At 66.3% G+C, this 15,995-nt stretch carries 16 protein-coding genes; 8 read left to right on the top strand and 8 right to left on the bottom strand.

Features of this window, described 5'->3' with window-relative positions; genetic code table 11:
* Positions 1-35 precede the first annotated feature (35 nt).
* The 3 genes from AC3WLE_RS07055 (at position 36) to AC3WLE_RS07045 (ending at position 2,073) form a co-directional block, all read left to right on the top strand.
* A complete protein-coding gene (locus tag AC3WLE_RS07055) occupies positions 36-1,028 on the top strand; it encodes a tripartite tricarboxylate transporter substrate binding protein (protein WP_492355884.1) in 993 nt (330 codons plus the stop codon).
* A 51-nt stretch (positions 1,029-1,079) separates the two neighbouring features.
* Positions 1,080-1,604: a gamma carbonic anhydrase family protein gene (locus AC3WLE_RS07050; RefSeq protein ID WP_492318227.1), complete on the top strand. Its 525-nt coding sequence runs from the start codon at positions 1,080-1,082 to the stop codon at positions 1,602-1,604.
* An 88-nt stretch (positions 1,605-1,692) separates the two neighbouring features.
* Positions 1,693-2,073, top strand: coding sequence for a DUF427 domain-containing protein (locus AC3WLE_RS07045; RefSeq protein WP_492318228.1), 381 nt, complete (start codon positions 1,693-1,695; stop codon positions 2,071-2,073).
* 88 nt (positions 2,074-2,161) lie between these two features.
* Here AC3WLE_RS07045 and AC3WLE_RS07040 read toward each other — a convergent pair whose 3' ends face one another.
* The 6 genes from AC3WLE_RS07040 to AC3WLE_RS07015 form a co-directional block, all read right to left on the bottom strand.
* Positions 2,162-2,512 carry a hypothetical protein gene (locus tag AC3WLE_RS07040; RefSeq protein WP_492318229.1) on the bottom strand — a complete coding sequence of 117 codons (351 nt, stop codon included), beginning with the start codon at positions 2,510-2,512 and terminating at the stop codon, positions 2,162-2,164.
* Positions 2,513-2,569: 57 nt separating this feature from the next.
* Positions 2,570-2,989, bottom strand: coding sequence for a cupin domain-containing protein (locus AC3WLE_RS07035; RefSeq protein ID WP_492318230.1), 420 nt, complete (start codon positions 2,987-2,989; stop codon positions 2,570-2,572).
* Between the two features lie 100 nt (positions 2,990-3,089).
* Positions 3,090-3,908 (bottom strand): GntR family transcriptional regulator, encoded by an 819-nt coding sequence (locus AC3WLE_RS07030; protein WP_492318231.1) that lies wholly within the window; start codon positions 3,906-3,908, stop codon positions 3,090-3,092.
* A gap of 89 nt (positions 3,909-3,997) precedes the next feature.
* Entirely contained in the window at positions 3,998-4,987 is a 990-nt protein-coding gene (gene puuE, locus AC3WLE_RS07025; protein ID WP_492355960.1) for an allantoinase PuuE, read from the bottom strand.
* Between the two features lie 38 nt (positions 4,988-5,025).
* Positions 5,026-5,760, bottom strand: a complete 735-nt coding sequence (locus tag AC3WLE_RS07020) for an aspartate/glutamate racemase family protein (RefSeq protein WP_010810757.1) — start codon at positions 5,758-5,760, stop codon at positions 5,026-5,028.
* A gap of 58 nt (positions 5,761-5,818) precedes the next feature.
* Entirely contained in the window at positions 5,819-7,342 is a 1,524-nt protein-coding gene (locus AC3WLE_RS07015; protein WP_492318232.1) for an NCS1 family nucleobase:cation symporter-1, read from the bottom strand.
* Between the two features lie 307 nt (positions 7,343-7,649).
* Between AC3WLE_RS07015 and AC3WLE_RS07010 the strand changes: the two genes are divergently transcribed.
* From AC3WLE_RS07010 to AC3WLE_RS06995, 4 genes are all read left to right on the top strand, one after another.
* Entirely contained in the window at positions 7,650-8,831 is a 1,182-nt protein-coding gene (locus AC3WLE_RS07010) for a CaiB/BaiF CoA transferase family protein (RefSeq protein ID WP_492318233.1), read from the top strand.
* 65 nt (positions 8,832-8,896) lie between these two features.
* Positions 8,897-9,640: a FadR/GntR family transcriptional regulator gene (locus AC3WLE_RS07005; RefSeq protein ID WP_492318234.1), complete on the top strand. Its 744-nt coding sequence runs from the start codon at positions 8,897-8,899 to the stop codon at positions 9,638-9,640.
* The gene (locus AC3WLE_RS07000) at positions 9,637-10,452 is read left to right on the top strand and encodes an enoyl-CoA hydratase (RefSeq protein ID WP_492355885.1); all 816 of its coding nucleotides are present in this window, start codon (positions 9,637-9,639) and stop codon (positions 10,450-10,452) included. The genes AC3WLE_RS07005 and AC3WLE_RS07000 overlap by 4 nt, the downstream gene beginning before the upstream one ends.
* An 83-nt stretch (positions 10,453-10,535) precedes the next feature.
* The gene (locus AC3WLE_RS06995) at positions 10,536-11,513 is read left to right on the top strand and encodes a Bug family tripartite tricarboxylate transporter substrate binding protein (RefSeq protein WP_492318236.1); all 978 of its coding nucleotides are present in this window, start codon (positions 10,536-10,538) and stop codon (positions 11,511-11,513) included.
* Positions 11,514-11,569: 56 nt separating this feature from the next.
* On the opposite strand, the gene AC3WLE_RS06990 is transcribed toward AC3WLE_RS06995, so the two are convergent.
* Positions 11,570-13,732, bottom strand: a complete 2,163-nt coding sequence (locus tag AC3WLE_RS06990; RefSeq protein WP_492355886.1) for a TonB-dependent siderophore receptor — start codon at positions 13,730-13,732, stop codon at positions 11,570-11,572.
* Positions 13,733-13,963: 231 nt separating this feature from the next.
* Here AC3WLE_RS06990 and AC3WLE_RS06985 point away from each other — a divergent pair, with 231 nt between their 5' ends.
* The gene (locus AC3WLE_RS06985) at positions 13,964-14,209 is read left to right on the top strand and encodes a type II toxin-antitoxin system RelB/DinJ family antitoxin (RefSeq protein ID WP_492350889.1); all 246 of its coding nucleotides are present in this window, start codon (positions 13,964-13,966) and stop codon (positions 14,207-14,209) included.
* 101 nt (positions 14,210-14,310) lie between these two features.
* On the opposite strand, the gene AC3WLE_RS06980 is transcribed toward AC3WLE_RS06985, so the two are convergent.
* The gene (locus tag AC3WLE_RS06980) at positions 14,311-15,987 is read right to left on the bottom strand and encodes an amidohydrolase (RefSeq protein WP_492318239.1); all 1,677 of its coding nucleotides are present in this window, start codon (positions 15,985-15,987) and stop codon (positions 14,311-14,313) included.
* Between the last annotated feature and the right edge of the window lie 8 nt (positions 15,988-15,995).

The raw sequence follows: 15,995 nt of genomic DNA, 5'->3' as shown, positions 1-15,995 counted from the left end.
CAAAGATCCTACGATAACGATACGGAGACAACCCCATGCACCCCCGTCGCATCCTTTTCAAGTCAGGACTGGCGCTGGCCGCCACCATGGCCGCCGCGCTGGCCGCGCCCGGCATCGGCGCGCTCGCGCAGGGCAGCACCGGCAAGCCGGTGCGCCTGATCCTGCCGATCAGCGCCGGTTCCGGCGTGGACACCATCGCGCGCGCGGCCGGCCCGGCCCTGGGCAAGGCCTTTGGCCAGCCGGTGGTGATCGAGAACCTGCCCGGCGCCGGCGGCATCACCGGTGCCGCGGCCGTGGTCAAGGCGCAGCCGGACGGCAGCACGCTCGGGCTGGTCTCCAACAACCATGTCATCAACCCGAGCGTGTTCCGCACCATGCCGTTCGATGCCATCAAGGACATCACCCCGATCAGCGTGATCGGCACCACGCCGCTGGTGCTTGTCGTGAACCCGAAGGTGCCGGCAAAGAACGTGAAGGAACTGGTGGCGCTGCTCAAGGCCAGGCCCGACGGCTACAACTACGGGTCGTCCGGCAATGGCACCATCATCCACCTGGCCGGGGAGATGTTCCTGGACGAGGCCGGCGTGAGTGCGCGCCATGTGCCGTACAAGGGCACCGGGCCGATGATGAACGACCTGATCGCCGGACAGGTGGAACTGGGCGTAGTCGCGCTCAACGCGGTGGCGCCGCACCTGAAGGCCGGCACACTGCGGGCGATCGGCGTGTGCGGCGACAAGCGCTCAGCCGCAGCGCCGGACATCCCCACCATCGCCGAACAAGGCTTGCCCCACTACAACGTCGCCGGCTGGTTTGCCGTGGTTGGCCCCGCCGGCATGCCGCCGGCAGAGGTGAAGCGCGTGCATGACGCATTCGCCAGGGCCTTCACCTCGCCTGAAGTGCTGGAAGCGATGAAGAAGCAAGCCACCGTGGTCGAGCCCGGCACACCCGAAGCCGCCGCAAGCTTCTTCCGCAGCGAGGCCACACGCTACGCCGCGCTGGTGAAGAAAGCCAACGTCAAGATCGAATAGCGCCCCACTTCGCTGCGGCACCACACCTGATCCATCCTCACGCTCTCGTTCATGACACTCTACAAACTTGGCGACCTCGCGCCCGCCATCGCCGGTACCGCGTTTGTCGCGGCGCAAGCCACCATCATCGGCCGCGCGGAACTGGCCGAACACGTCTCGGTCTGGCCCGGCGCGGTGATTCGCGCCGACAACGAGCCGGTGACAATCGGCGCCGGCAGCAACGTGCAGGAAGGCGCGGTGCTGCATACCGACCCGGGCTGTCCGCTGGCGCTCGGGGCCGGCGTGACCGTGGGGCACCAGGCCATGCTGCATGGCTGCACCGTGGGCGATGGCGCGTTGGTCGGCATCCAGGCCGTGGTCCTGAACAACGCGTCGATCGGCGCCGAGTCGCTGGTGGCCGCCGGCGCGCTGGTGACCGAGGGCAAGCAGTTCCCGCCGCGCTCGCTGATCCTGGGTTCGCCCGCCAAGGCTGTGCGCGAGTTGACGGATGAGGAAGTGAAGCACCTGCGCGTGAATGCCGAGGACTACGTCCGGCGTGCCGCGTATTACCGGACGGCGCTGGAAAAGATCGGCTAAGTGACTGGGCACGGTGTGGCCTGCAGGATGCGCGCCAAGCGCCTAGAATGCCTGCAGCCACCGTGGCGATGCCCCCAGGAGGACGACCATGTCCGACAAGCCTGTCAAGATCCCCGGCCCCGACCATCCGATCACCATCACGCCGACCGCCGGCAGGGTCGTGGTCAAGGTGGCGGGCGTCACCATTGCCGACAGCGACGCTGCGCTGACCCTGCAAGAGGCGGCCTACCCGCCGGTGCAGTACATCCCGCGCGCGCATGTCGACATGGCGCAGCTGGAGCGTACCGCGCACGCTACATACTGCCCGTACAAGGGCGACTGCAGCTACTTCTCCGTTCCCGCAGGCGGCGAGCGTTCGCGCAATGCGGTGTGGAGCTATGAAGCGCCTTACGCCGCGGTCGCCGCCATGGGCTCGTACCTGGCCTTCTATCCGGAGCGCGTCGGCAGCATCGAGATCCTCGGCAACTGAAGGATCGCGCGCCGCGCGGCATGGCGGCACCAGGAACGGAACTGCGCGGTTGCTTGCATCGACGGCAAGCACCATAGCCGCGGACAGCCTACGGGCCGAGCGCCGCATCGACCATCGCCACGGCCAGCCCGAGCAGCAGTGCGATGGCCGACGCGATAAACCATCGTACCGTCCTGCGGTACTCGTCCACCGCATCGTCCTCGATGCGCAGCGCGCGGAACAGCGCGACGATCTGCAGCGACACGGCGGCCAGTAGCGATACCGCCGCGAACAGCGCGCGCAGGTTCCAGTGGCCAGGGCTTTCGAAGCCCCAGAAGCGCCAGAACGCCAGCGAAAAGCCCAGCAGCACCGTGATCGCGGTGATGATGCCTTGCCGATAGCCGTTGGGCACCATCTGCGGCGCTGGCCCGGGTGAAGCCGCTGGATCGGGAGCATTCATGGGCGTCTCCGGTGGTGGCGTTGCGTCCTCCGCAGCCTGGCCAGGCGGGCCGCGGATTCAGCCGTCGCGGGCCGGCAATTGCACCACGGCCAGCGTGGCATCGGCTGGCCCGACGACCTTGCTCAGATGCCCTTTGCCCGTGGTGTCTTCCAGCAGCAGCGCACTGCCTGCCGACAGCGGCCGGCGTTCGCCGTCGCTGGCTTCGAACTCCATCGCACCGGCCAGAACGAAGATCCACATGCGCAGCGGCGACGGGTGCAGTGCGCCCACCCAGCCGGCCGGCACCAGCAGGAAGCCCTGGCGCGCGGCTTCGTCCAGCGGCGACACCCAGAAGGCGCGCGCCGGTGGCGCGAACAGGCGCTCGGTGATGGCAACGGAAAGCGGGGCAAAGTGGGATTCGCCGGCGGCATCCGCGTAAAGCCGCTCAAAGGCCAGCGGCGCACGCGCGGTTGTGACGGGTTCGGCAGTGGCAGCCATGGCGCACCTCCCTGCGGCGCATTGCGCGCGTTGTTATGCAGCCAGTCTAGGCTGCCGGGCGCGGAGTGCAATGCCTGCCTGGGCGTGCGAGGGCAGGGCGTCAACCCTTGCTGAAGATGCTGTAGAAGTCCGGCGCGCCGCTGTCGGGCACGCTCAGGTCGAGCGAGCCTTCGATGTGTTCCAGGTGTTGCGCCATCATCGCGCTGGCGCGCGCGGCGTCGCGCTGCTCGATGGCGTCGATCAGCTGGCGGTGCTCATGCTCGGCGCAGGCCGGCGCGCCGGGGCGGTCGTACAGCGTGATGATCAGGCAGGTCAGCGACACCATTTCGCGGATCAGCTTTTCGAGGATGGCATTGCCGGCCATCTCCGCGAGCAGGATATGGAATTCCCCTGACAGGCGGATCATCGCCGCGCGGTCGCCGCGGCCGCGCGCGTTGTCTTCTTCCATGGCATGGCGGCGCAGGCTGCGGACTTTGGCCGGCGTGGCACGCTGGGCCAGTTCGGCCGCCAGCGCGGGCTCGACCACGCGGCGCGCCTGGAACACCTCGCGTGCCTCGTCCACCGTGGGGCTGGAGACAAAGGCGCCGCGATTGGGCACCAGCGTGACCAGCTTCTCATGCGCCAGGCGCGCGAAGACCTGGCGGATGCGGGCCCGGCTGGCGCCGGTCACTTCGCACAGCCGTTCCTCGACCAGCTTGGTGCCGGCCAGCAGGCGGTGCTCCATGATCGCGGTCAGCAGGCTGAGGTAGATCGCCTCGGTGGCGGAAGCCTCGCTGGCGGCGGCCTCCGGGCCGGCACTTTCCTCCGGCGCGGCATTGGCGGCGGCCTTGGGTGCCGTTTTCAGGGTTGCCTTGGACGCGGGCCGGCGCGGCGTTTTTGCTGCCGCGCCGGGCGCCGCCTTCTTCGATGTGGTTGCCATATCAGGGGACGGACATTCAGCCTGTCGCCGGAACTGGCGACGAAAGACGGCTATATCGTACACAAATATGGCGACATGGACGGCATTTGTCAGGCCGGAGCAACTTCCTCGCGCATCGTGCCCACGGCTGCGGCACCACCGGCGGCTTCGAACGGATGCACCTGCGCCCAATGCCGGGCGATGTCGACACGGCGGCAGATCCACACCTTGTCGTGACCCTGCACATAGTCGAGGAAGCGCTGCAGCGCGCGGAAGCGGCCCGGGCGGCCGAGCAGGCGGCAGTGCATGCCGATCGACAGCATCTTGGGGCTGTCCTGGCCGCTCGGGTCGCCTTCCTCGTACAGCACGTCGAACGCATCCTTCAGGTACTGGAAGAACTGTTCGCCGGTATTGAAGCCCTGCGGCGTGGCAAAGCGCATGTCGTTGGAGTCGAGCGTGTACGGCACCACCAGGTGTGGCTTCTTCTCGCCGCCAGTGACTTCGACCTCGGTCCAGAAGGGCAGGTCGTCGCCGTAGTAGTCCGAGTCGTACAGGAGGCCGCCGTGCTCCACCACCAGGCGGCGCGTGTTGGGGCTGTCGCGGCCGGTGTACCAGCCCAGCGGCAGTTCGCCGGTCAGGTCCTTGATGATCTGCATGCCGATGCGCATGTGCTCGCGCTCGGTGGCTTCGTCGATGCCCTGGTAGTGGATCCAGCGCCAGCCGTGGCAGGCGATCTCGTGGCCCAGTTCGACCAAGGCGCGGGTCAGTTCAGGATGGCGCTGCAGCGCCATCGATACGCCGAAGACGGTCAGCGGCAGGCCGCGCTTCTCGAACTCGCGCAGGATGCGCCAGACGCCGGCGCGCGAGCCGTATTCATAGATGCCCTCCATGCTCATGTGGCGGTCGGGGTAGGCCGCGGCGCCGACGATCTCGGAGAGGAACTGCTCGGAGGCAGCATCGCCGTGCAGCACGCAGTTTTCGCCGCCTTCTTCGTAGTTGAGGACGAACTGCAGCGCAACGCGCGCGCCGCCCGGCCAGCGGGCGTGCGGCGGCCGGGCGCCGTAACCGATGAGATCGCGTGGATAGCGGGACTGGAGCATGGTGGTGGAGTCGGAAATGGGTCGGGAAGTCATACGGTTCAGTTCAGCGCATAAGGGGCCAGCATGCCCGCATACGCCTTGGGCAGCGGCCGCGCCCAGTCGCCGCGCTTGCTGGTGCCCAGGCGCACCGAGACCAGCGCCTCGGCCATCTTGACCGCGCACACCACGCCGTCGATCACCGGCGCGCCGATGGCGTCGGCGATCTCGTCGCACAGGTCGGTCATGCCGGCGCAGCCCAGCACGATGCATTCGCTGCGGTCTTCAACCAGCGCCTGGCGGCAGGCCTCGGTGATGATGCGGCGCGCGTCCGAGCCCGGGCGCTCCAGTTCCAGCACCGGCAGGTCGCAGGCGCGCACGTTGTTGCAGAAGCGTTTCATGCCGTAGCGCTCGGCCAGGTGCCAGGCGATATTGCAGGTGCGCGCCAGCGTGGTCACCACGCTGAAGCTGCTGCCGACCACGCTGGCCATATGCATGGCGGCCTCGGCGATGCCGATCACCGGTCCGCGCGCCACCTCGCGGGCGGCGTACAGGCCGGGGTCACCGAAGCAGGCAATGACGTAACCGTCCACGCCTTCCTGTTCGCCGGCCAGGATTTCATCGAGGATGCCGGGCACGGACAGGGCTTCGTCATAGTGGCTTTCGATGGAAGCCGGTCCCATGCGCGGGCTGACCGCGCTGATGCGCGTGCCCGGTGCCGCCACGGCGACGGCGCACTGCCCGATCTTGTCGGTCATGCTCTGGGTGGTATTGGGGTTGATGATCTTCAGCTTCATGGGCGCGGCTCTGCTAAGTGCGGTCGAAATCGTGCAGTCGAAAGAATGGTTCCGGAGATCAGGCCTGGCTGGCGGCGCGGCTGCCGAAGTGGCCGGGCATCATGCGCGGCGCCAGTTGCCGGTACAGCACCAGCGCAATGCCCATGCCGATAAACCAGCTGTAGTTGGCCGCGGACTGCCAGGCCGGCACTACCACGCACAGGATCGGGATGATGGCCGCCGGGATCATGGTGGCCACCGCCGCCGGATTGAAGCCGTTGCGGTACCAGTAGCGGCCGCGCGGGTTCAGCGTGTACAGGTCGTCGACGTCGACATGCTGGCGGCGCACCAGGTAGTAGTCGGCAATCAGGATGCCGAACAGCGGGCCGATGAAGGCGCCCAGCACGTCCAGCGTGTAGTGGATCACCGCCGGGTTGTTGTACAGGTTCCACGGCGTGATGAAGATCGACGCCACGGCCGCGATCATGCCGCCGGTGCGCCAGCTGATGTGCTTGGGCGAGACGTTGGAGAAGTCGAATGCCGGCGAAACAAAGTTGGCGACGATATTGATGCCGATGGTGGCGGTCATGAAGGTGAACGCGCCCAGCAGCATGGCGAAGGTGCTGTCGATATGGCTGACGGTCTCCACCGGGTCGGTGATCAGCTTGCCGAACACCGGCAGCGTGGCCGAGGTCGTGACCACGGTCAGCAGCGAGAAGCCCAGGAAGTTGACCGGCAGGCCCCAGAAGTTGCCGCGCTTGACCGACTTGAAGTCCTTGGCATAGCGGGAGAAGTCGCCGAAGTTCAGCATCGGGCCGGAGAAATACGACACCACCAGCGCGATCGCGCTCAGCATCACCGGCACCGATTCCCAGCCGGTGTACTTGACGAAGCTCAGCGTGAAATTGACGTTCTCCCAGCCGGCCTTGTTCACCAGCCAGATCGCCAGCGCGATCATCACCACGTACACCGCCGGGCCGGCCCAGTCGATGAACTTGCGGATGGTCTCCATGCCGGTCCAGAACACCAGCGCCTGCAACACCCACAGCACCATGAATGCGGCCCAGCCCAGCGTGGAGAGTCCGGCAAAGCCGTGCAGCTTCACGTCGGCATAGGGCGCCAGCGCGGGGAAGAAGTGCAGCGCCAGCACCAGGAAGGCGCTGGAAGCCAGGTAGGTCTGGATGCCGTACCACGCCACTGCGATCAGCCCGCGGATCACCGCCGGGATGTTGGCGCCGAGCACGCCGAACGAGGCCCGGCAGATCACCGGATAGGGTGTGCCGGTCACCTGGCTGGGCTTGGCCACCAGGTTGCAGAAGAACTGCACGATCAGGATGCCGACCAGCAGCGACACCAGCACCTGCCAGCTGGTCAGCCCCAGCGCGAACAGGCTGCCGGCAGTGATGTAGCCGCCCACGCTGTGCACGTCCGACATCCAGAAGGCAAAGATGTTGTAGGTGCCCCAGGTCTGCTTGCGCAGCGGCGCCAGGTCCTCGTTGGTCAGGCGTTCGTCATAGCCCGGCTTGATCAGGGCGTTGCCGTGTGCGGCATGCCCCGCCTGCACCTGCGGTGCGTCGGCGGGGGTTGCGGTCGTTTGCATCATCTGAGTCTCCTGGCAGATGTGTGTCTTGACGATAGGCGACATGCGGCCGTTTGGCTCTTTGGTGTGCGCCGGTGGAAAGCTGCTTTTTATTGACTACAAAATTGTCTACAAAATTGATTTGGTGTGTAGACGATGTTGTAGATCACGGTTTCGTGATTGTCAACATTCGCTTTCCCTGAAGTCTTTTCGTCCACTCCGGGATGTCCTCAGGGGTTTACCCCCGGCTTGATTCGTGCAGATCCTGAATATAGGATGTCCAACATCCCATCTGTAGATGCCTGGCAAAGAGACAAAATTGGAGATAACTATGGGGCATGGTCCGCTTTCCCGATTCACCGTACTCGACCTCACGCGCGTGCGCTCCGGTCCGGCCGCCGTGCGCCAGTTCGCCGACTGGGGGGCGACCGTCATCAAGATCGAAGAGCCGGGCCAGGCGCCCGATGACAAGCCGGGCGGTTCGGCGCAGTTTGCCGACTACCAGAACACCCATCGCAACAAGCAGAGCATTACGCTCAACCTCAAGCATCCGGAGGGGCGCGCGCTGTTCCTGGAGCTGGTGCGCAAGGCCGATGTGGTGGTGGAGAACTACCGGCCCAACGTGAAGTTCAAGCTGGGCATCGACTATGAGTCGCTGCGCAAGGTCAATCCGCGCATCGTCTATGGCAGCGTATCGGGGTTCGGGCAGGATGGTCCGTACCACGAGCGCCCGGGCCTGGACCAGATCGCGCAAGGGATCTCCGGCATGATGTCGGTCACGGGCGAACCCGGGCGCGGACCGATGCGCGCGGGGATTCCCGTTGCGGACCTGACCGCCGGCCTGTTCTGCGCGATCGGCCTGATGGTGGCGCTGCTGGAACGCGAAGTGTCCGGCCAGGGCCAGTGGGTGCAGACCTCCCTGCTGCAATCGCAGCTGTGGATGATGGACTTCCAGGCCATGCGCTGGCTGATGAATGGCGAGGTGCCGGGCCAGAGCGGCAACGATCATCCCACCAGCAGCCCGACCGGCGTGTTCCCGACGCAGGATGGCTACATGAATATCGCCGCCATGGGCAACGACATCTTCGCGCGGCTGTGCAAGGTGCTCGACGTGCCTGAACTCATCGCGGACGAGCGCTTCCTGACGGTGCCGTTGCGTGCCCGCAATCGCCCGGCGCTGAACGCCGCGATCGCCGAGCGCACGCGCACGCGCACCACCGAGGAATGGATCGGCCGCATGAATCGCGAAGGGGTGCCGTGCGGCCCCATCCTCAGCATGAACGAGGCCTTCGCCGATCCGCAGGTCGAACATCTGCGCATGAGCCAGCCCATCGAGCACCCCAGGCTGGGCACGATCTCCGTGGTCGGCCAGCCGGTGATCCTGAGCCGGACCTCGCTGGGCGAACTGGCGCCGGCACCGGAGAGCGGTGAGCACAACCACGACGTGTACCGTTCGCTGCTCGGCCTGGATTCCGCGCGGATCGAAGCGCTTGCAGCGCAGGGGGTCATCTGATTGAGCGCTACCATATCCGCCATGATTGCCCCGCTTCCGGGGCCACGGACATGACGGAGATTCTGATGAAGGCCCAACTTGGCATGGAGATTCGCGGATTCACGAGCCTGCGCCGGCCGGACAACCTGCCCGACGAGATCGCGCACCAGATCCGCCAGCGCATCCTGGACGGGACCCTGGCCCACGGGCAGCAGCTGCCTACGGAGAACGAGCTGGCCACCGCGTTCGACGTGAGCCGCAATGTCGTGCGCGAGGCCATCGCGCGCCTGAAGCTGGCCGGCTACGTTGAAACCCGGCGCGGCACCGGCACGTTCGTGGCGCAGGGCATCGGGCAGCGCAACTTCGAGATCGTCACCGACGAGCTGCTGCATGAGGATGCGCTCGAGCATGTCTTCCAGCTGCGCGTCGAGATCGAATCGGGCGCGGCCGCGCTGGCGGCGCGGTTCCGCACGCCCGCGCAGCTGGAGGCGCTGCGACTGGCGCTGGCGAAGGTCGATGAAGCGGGCGGAGACTGGGAAAAGGGCGCGGACACCGCACTCGATTTCCACCTCGCGGTCGGCAACGCGACCAACAACCCGTACTTCATCCGCTTGATGGCGCATCTGAGCCATGTGCTCCACGACTCCGTGCGCACGCTGCGTTCCACCTCGACCGGGACCACGCGCATCGCGGAAGTCGAGCAGGAGCACCACGCGATCTTCGACGCCATTGCCGCGGGGAACGCCGACCAGGCGCGCGCCGCCATGCGCTACCACTTGACCAACGGTATTGAAAGACATAAGGCCCGAGCGCCTGGAAAGACAACATGACCACGACACGCATACTGCAAGGCGAGATTACCGATACCCTGCTGGTCGAAAAACGCGGCCGCACCGGCTGGATTATCTTCAACGACCCTGGCCGCCACAACGCCGTCTCGTTCGACATGTGGGCGGCACTGCCCCAGGCGCTCGCAGCGTTCGAGCAGGACGACGAAGTGCGCTCGGTAGTGCTGACTGGCGCCGGAGAACGCGCCTTCGTGAGCGGGGCAAACATCGCGCAGTTCGACAGCCTGCGCTCCGGCGAAGAGGCCGTCGCGGCCTATGAGCAAGTGGCCGAGGCCGCCCAGCTGGCCCTCTACGACTACGCCAAGCCGACCCTCGCCAGGATCAAGGGCTATTGCATCGGCGGCGGCCTGAATATTGCCCTGTGCTGCGATATCCGGATTGCGTCGGCCGACAGCACCTTCGCCATCCCGGCCGGCAAGCTCGGCCTGGGCTACCGGCTCACCGCAATCCGGAATCTGGTCAGCACGGTCGGCGCCGCCAATGCGCTCGAAATCTTCCTGACCGCCAACCGCTATGCGGCGGCGGACGCCAAGGCCCTTGGCCTGGTCCACCACGTGACCGATGCGGCCGACCTCGACACGGCGCTGCAGGCGCGCCTGGACCAGATTGCCGCCAACGCGCCCCTCACGCTGCGCGCCGGCAAACGCATGATTCGTCAATTGCAGCAGCTGGGCCCGCAGGTCGATATCGCGGGCATGCAGCAGCTCGTCATGCAGTGCTTCGCCAGCGACGATTACCGCGAGGGCAAGCGCGCCTTCGCCGAAAAGCGCAGCCCCGCTTTCAAGGGCCAATAAGCGTTACATCCCGGAGCTCCGGGAATATCGGCAATGCCGCCACGCATGACGTGGGGACACATACAAAAGAGAGGAGACATGGCATGAACACGAAGCAGAGGCTTGTCCTCGCGATGGCCGTGGCCGGCCTGGGCCTGGCAGGGCACGCGGCGGCCCAATATCCGCAACAGCCCATCCGTATCGTGGTGGGCTATGCGGCCGGGGGCACGACCGACATCCTGGCGCGGGCGCTGGCCGAACAACTGGCCAGCGAGCTGAAGCAGTCGGTGATCATCGAGAACAAGCCCGGCGCGGCCGGCAACTCGGCCGCCGCCTATGTGCAGCAGTCGGCGCCGGATGGCTATACGCTGTTCATGGCAACCGTGTCGAGCCACGGCATCAACCCAGCCCTGTACAAGAAAACGCTGGGCTACGAGCCGGTCAGCGGCTTTGCGCCCGTCAGCATGGTCGCCTCGATCCCGCTCGTGCTGATCACGACCCCGAACCTGCCCGCCAGGAACGTGCCTGACCTGGTGACGCTGGCCCGGAAGAAGTCGGGAGAGCTGAACTACGCATCCAGCGGCAACGGTTCGCCCGTCCACCTGGCCGGTGCGATGTTTGCCCAGAGCGCCAATGCCAAGCTGGTGCATGTGCCGTATCGGGGCGGAGCGCTTGCCAATACTTCGGTGATCGCCGGCGAGACGCAACTGAGCTTCGCCACGCTGCCTGGCGCCCTGCCGCAGGTAAAGGCCGGCAGGCTGCGCGCCATCGCCGTGACCACCAGGGAGCGGTCGCCGCAACTGCCGGATGTTCCCGCCATGCGTGAAGTGCCGGGCTTCGGCAGCTTCGAGATCAATACCTGGAATGCATTGCTGGCACCGAAGAATACGCCCCAGCCGGTGATCGATGCGCTGAACCGGGCCGTCGCCAGGTCACTGGCGTCGCCGAAGCTTGTTCAGCGCTTCAACGGGGAAGGGGCGACGCCGGCCAGCAGCACCCCGGCTGAACTCAGCCGCTTCGTCAATGCCGAACTGGCCAAATGGGCTGGCGTGGTGAAAGACCTGAACGTCAAGGTTGACTGAAGGCAGGCGCCTGCGGAAGCGGGGCTTCTGCGGGCGGCCTTGCGCTCCGGCCAATCTCAATAAGCAATCTTCGCCGTCAGGCTCACGCTGCGCGGATCGGCCGGCTGGATGTAGTTCTCGTACTGGAAGCCCCAGTAGCGCTTGTTGGTCACGTTGTTCAGCGCGGCGCGCAGCGTCAGGTCCTTGCCGGCGACGCGGGTGTTGTAGCTCGCGCCGAGATTGAACACCGTGTAGCCGCCGGCGTCCAGCGTATTGCCCGCGTTCAGCTTGGTATTGCCGGTGTACTTGCCATCGACGCCAAGGCGCAGGCCTGGCACGAAGGGCACGCGGTAGCTGATGCGTCCCGCCAGCACCAGGTCAGGCGCACCGGCGACGCGCTTGCCGTTGTTGGCCAGGCCCTTGTCGTAGTACGAGTCCAGGTACATCGCGCTGGCGCCGAATTCCCACTGCGGGCCCAGCCGGTACACGCCGGCCAGTTCCAGCCCCTGGTAGATCGAGGTGCCGTCCTGCTGGCGCGTCGGCACGCCGCCGTTGATGCTGTCGTACTCGGCGCCGCGCTCGATGCGGAAGGCGGCGGCGGTGGCGCTCCAGGCGGCCTGGTCGGCCTTGACGCCGATTTCATACTGCTTGCTGCGGATCGGGCTGAGCAGCTGGCGTGCATTGGTGTAGCCATCCGGCACGATCGAGCCGGGCTCCAGCGCTTCCACGTAGCTGGCGTAGACCGTGGCCGTGGGCACCGGCTTGAACATCAGCGCCAGCGTGGGCGTGACCACGCCGTTCTTGCTGTAGCTGGAGCTCACCGGCACGTAGCCGTTCTGCTCGAAGTTGGTCACGCGCAGGCCGGCCAGCACCGACCAGCGCTCGCTCAGCTGCACGGTGTCGCTGGCGAACACCGACTTCTGCGTAATGTCGCTGTTGCGCACCTTGTTGAAGGCGGTCGAGCTGTAGTACGTGTTGGTGTTGGGCTCGAAGATGTTGCCGGTGCCGATGACGGCGCCGAAGCCGTTGTTGTCATAGCGGTCGATCTGCTTCTGCCACGACAGGCCCGCCACCAGCTGGTGCCCGAACGGCCCGGTGCGGAACTTGCCTTCCAGCATCGCCTGCCATTGGCCCACCTGCTGGTTCTGCGCGGTGTCGTAGCGCTGGTCGCTGTAGTCGCCGGCCTGGTTCAGCAGGTTGTAGGTGCTTTCGTTGCGGCTGCGGTTGACCTTGGTGAAGCTGTAGTTGGTGCTGGCCGCCCAGTCAGGATTGATCTGGTAGCGCAGGCCGGTGCTGTACAGCTGCAGGTTGGTGTTCAGGTGCTGGTCGGCACCGGCGAAGTTGCGGATGCGGCCGGACACCGCGGCCGGCAGGGCCGCGTCGCCGTAGCTCCACAGGCTGAACGACGGCATCTGGCCAGTGGCGCGGCGGTCCTGGTAGATCGAGTCGAAGGTCCAGGTCAGGTCCCTGGTCAGGCGCGCATCCAGGCCCAGCGAGACGCTGTCGCGCTTGATATTGCGCGCGTTGTAGGGCGTGCCTTCCTCGTGCGTCACGTTCAGGCGGTAGCCGAACATACTGTTCGGGCCGGCGCGCCCGCCCAGGTCGACGTGCTCGCTCCAGACATTGGCGGCGCGGTAGCCCAGTTCGAACGAGGCGGTGAAGGTGTCGGTCGGCTTCTTGGTGACGTAGTTGACGATGCCGCCCGGGGTGGCAAAACCGTACATGAAGCCCGGCAGCCCCTTGAGCAGTTCCACCTGCTCCATGTGCTCATAGGGCAGCGTGATGCCGTAGGCCACGAACGGCAGCCCGTTGATCTTGAAGCCGTTCTGCCAGTCGATCTGCAGGCCGCGCACGCTCAGGTAGCTGGACCAGCTGTTGTAGCCGTTGCCGTTGTCGCTGACCGACGCATCCATCGCAAACACATCGCCCAGCTTGGCCACCTGGCGGTCGGCCAGGTCTTCGCCGGTGACGATGGTGGTGGAGTACGGGGTGTCGAGCTGCGTGCGCGAGCCCAGCGCGCCGGTGCTGGCCTTTTTCTCAAGCTGCAGGCCGGAATCGTCGACCGCCGAGGCGCTGACGGTCACCGCGGGCAGCGACTGCGCATCCGCTGGCGCCGCGGCTTGCTGCGCCAGCGCGGCGGTTGCCGGAAAGCCGGCCAGGACGGCCAGATGCGCCAGCACGGCGAGATGGCGGGGTTTCGGTGCGCGCAGGCGTGCGGCGCGAATGACTTGACGATTCATGAGGGGACCCGCAGAGGGCAGGAGACAGGCAAACCTGTATGTAAATGTAGATACAAATGCGAATAATTCGCATTTACGAAAAGGCCGAATGATGCCTAAGCCGGTTGCGAGGGTCAAGGTGTTGGAAGGATGTTGCGGTGAAAGCAACGGATGGCTGGCGTAGCCGTTCGCGCTAGGCTCCCTGACTCCCTTATCGATCACTGGAGCCTGCCATGGCCATGTCGAACATTCGTGTCCGGATTGATCTGCGAACCCAAGGAAAAGGCTTCTGCCGTGCTGGAAGCGATGGGCCTGACGGTGTCCGACGCAGTGCGCATGCTGTTGAAGCGCATAGCGACCGACAAGGCACTTCCCTTGGCGTTGATGACGCCAAATGCGGCGACTATTGCTGCGCTGAGGCAAGCGCGGGCCGGCGGGTTGCGCAGGTTTGAGTCGCTGGACGATCTGAGGGCCGATCTCTGCCGTGCAGGCGACTGATGCGGTCTGTCAGCTCCCCGCTCCCGCGTGCGGGAGGGGGAGCGCCAGCCATGGCTAGCGGGTGAGATTTACCGCGTGCGCGCGGGATGCGTGGGAAACGCTCAGCGCTTGCCGTCCTTCGCGTACACCCGCTCACCCGCCACCCAGGTCTCCAGCACCTGGGTCTTCCAGATGTCTGCCGGCTTGGCCTTGAACAGGTCCTGGTCGACCAGGATGAAGTCGGCCCACTTGCCGGCTTCGAGCGAGCCCAGCGTCTTCTCCTGGTGCTCGGCATAGGCCGCGTCCAGCGTGAAGGCGCGGAATGCCTGCGGCAGGGTCATGGCCTCTTCCGGATGCCAGCCGCGGATCGGGCGGCCTTCATGGTCGGTGCGGGTGACCGCGGCGTGCAGGCCGTAGAACGGGTTGGCCGATTCCACCGGGAAGTCCGAGCCGCCCGCGATCACGGTGCCTTGCTTGAGCAGCGTCTGCCAGGCGTAAGCGCCCTTGATGCGGTCCTTGCCGACGCGGTCTTCGGCCATGTTCATGTCGCTGGTGGCGTGGGTGGGCTGCATCGAGGCGATCAGGTCCAGCGTCTTGAAGCGCGGGATGTCCGACAGCGCGATCACCTGCGCGTGCTCGACGCGGTTGCGCAGCTGGCGCCCGCCCACGTCCTTGTAGGCCGCTTCCATGGCATCCAGCACCTGGTGGTTGGTGGCATCGCCGATGGCGTGGATGTTGACCTGGTAGCCGGCCTTGATCGCGCTCTTGACCGCGGTCTGCATGGCGGCATCGCTCATGAAGAGCAGGCCGCTGTGCACATGGTCGTCCGAGTACGGTGCCATCAGCGCGGCGCCGCGGCTGCCCAGTGCGCCGTCGCCATACAGCTTGACCGCGCGCAGGTAGTAGCGGTCGTTGCCATAGCCCACCAGCGGCCCCTTGGCCGACAGCGCCTTGAAGTCGTCGCCGGTGTCGCGGATCATGCCGTAGATGCGCGTGGTCAGCTTGCCCTGGTCGGCGAACTCGCGGTAGATCTTGTCTTCGGCAACGGTCACGCCGGCGTCGCCCGCTGCGGTCAGGCCGAGCGCGCTCATGTGCGCGAGCGAGGCGGCCAGTGCGGCGCGGCGATCGTCGTCGCTGTACGGCGGGATCACGCTGTTGACCAGCGCCATGGCCTTGTCGACCAGCACACCGGTGGGGTTGCCGTTGGCATCGCGCTCGATGCGTCCGCCGGCCGGGTCCCTGGTGTCGCGCGTGATGCCGGCGGCCTGCAGCGCCTTGGTGTTGAGCCACGCGGCGTGGCCGTCCACGCGCACCAGCCGCACCGGGCGGTCCGACACCGCCGCGTCCAGCTCGGCCGCGGTCGGGAAGCGGCCCAGCTTCCAGTTCACCTGGTTCCAGCCATAGCCCAGCAGCCACTTGCGCTGCGGGTTCTTGTCGCCATAGGCGCGGATCATGCCTTGCGCGTCGGCCAGCGTCCTGGTGCCGGACAGCGAGATCTCGGTGGTCTTGAAGCCCAGGCGGAACACATGGCCGTGGGCGTCGATCAGGCCCGGCAGCAGGGTCTTGCCGTGGCCGTCGATGCGTCTGGCATCGGGGTACTGCGCGCGCAGCGCGGCGGCGTCGCCGGTGGCCAGCACCTTGCCCTGGTCGAACACCAGGCCGGTGAAGCTGGTGATCTTGTCCTGCTTCAGGGTATAGCCCTGCACCGATTCCACCAGCGTCGGCGCGGCGTGCGCGGACAGGCTCAGTGCCATGCAGGCGCCAAGCGCCAGCATGCTCATGCGGATTGCTTTCTTCAAAGCGATGC

It is taken from the genome of Cupriavidus sp. FW306-1B-F12B (genome assembly GCF_058781795.1).
This window is presented reverse-complemented; position numbering and strand designations above follow the sequence as displayed.

What these genes read in the sequence shown, in the direction of transcription:
- AC3WLE_RS07055 (WP_492355884.1), top strand. Translation starts at nt 36, where the DNA reads ATGCACCCCCGTCGCATCCTTTTCAAGTCAGGACTGGCGCTGGCCGCC.
- AC3WLE_RS07050 (WP_492318227.1), top strand. Translation starts at nt 1,080, where the DNA reads ATGACACTCTACAAACTTGGCGACCTCGCGCCCGCCATCGCCGGTACC.
- AC3WLE_RS07045 (WP_492318228.1), top strand. Translation starts at nt 1,693, where the DNA reads ATGTCCGACAAGCCTGTCAAGATCCCCGGCCCCGACCATCCGATCACC.
- AC3WLE_RS07040 (WP_492318229.1), bottom strand. Translation starts at nt 2,512, where the DNA reads ATGAATGCTCCCGATCCAGCGGCTTCACCCGGGCCAGCGCCGCAGATG.
- AC3WLE_RS07035 (WP_492318230.1), bottom strand. Translation starts at nt 2,989, where the DNA reads ATGGCTGCCACTGCCGAACCCGTCACAACCGCGCGTGCGCCGCTGGCC.
- AC3WLE_RS07030 (WP_492318231.1), bottom strand. Translation starts at nt 3,908, where the DNA reads ATGGCAACCACATCGAAGAAGGCGGCGCCCGGCGCGGCAGCAAAAACG.
- puuE (WP_492355960.1), bottom strand. Translation starts at nt 4,987, where the DNA reads ATGCTCCAGTCCCGCTATCCACGCGATCTCATCGGTTACGGCGCCCGG.
- AC3WLE_RS07020 (WP_010810757.1), bottom strand. Translation starts at nt 5,760, where the DNA reads ATGAAGCTGAAGATCATCAACCCCAATACCACCCAGAGCATGACCGAC.
- AC3WLE_RS07015 (WP_492318232.1), bottom strand. Translation starts at nt 7,342, where the DNA reads ATGATGCAAACGACCGCAACCCCCGCCGACGCACCGCAGGTGCAGGCG.
- AC3WLE_RS07010 (WP_492318233.1), top strand. Translation starts at nt 7,650, where the DNA reads ATGGGGCATGGTCCGCTTTCCCGATTCACCGTACTCGACCTCACGCGC.
- AC3WLE_RS07005 (WP_492318234.1), top strand. Translation starts at nt 8,897, where the DNA reads ATGAAGGCCCAACTTGGCATGGAGATTCGCGGATTCACGAGCCTGCGC.
- AC3WLE_RS07000 (WP_492355885.1), top strand. Translation starts at nt 9,637, where the DNA reads ATGACCACGACACGCATACTGCAAGGCGAGATTACCGATACCCTGCTG.
- AC3WLE_RS06995 (WP_492318236.1), top strand. Translation starts at nt 10,536, where the DNA reads ATGAACACGAAGCAGAGGCTTGTCCTCGCGATGGCCGTGGCCGGCCTG.
- AC3WLE_RS06990 (WP_492355886.1), bottom strand. Translation starts at nt 13,732, where the DNA reads ATGAATCGTCAAGTCATTCGCGCCGCACGCCTGCGCGCACCGAAACCC.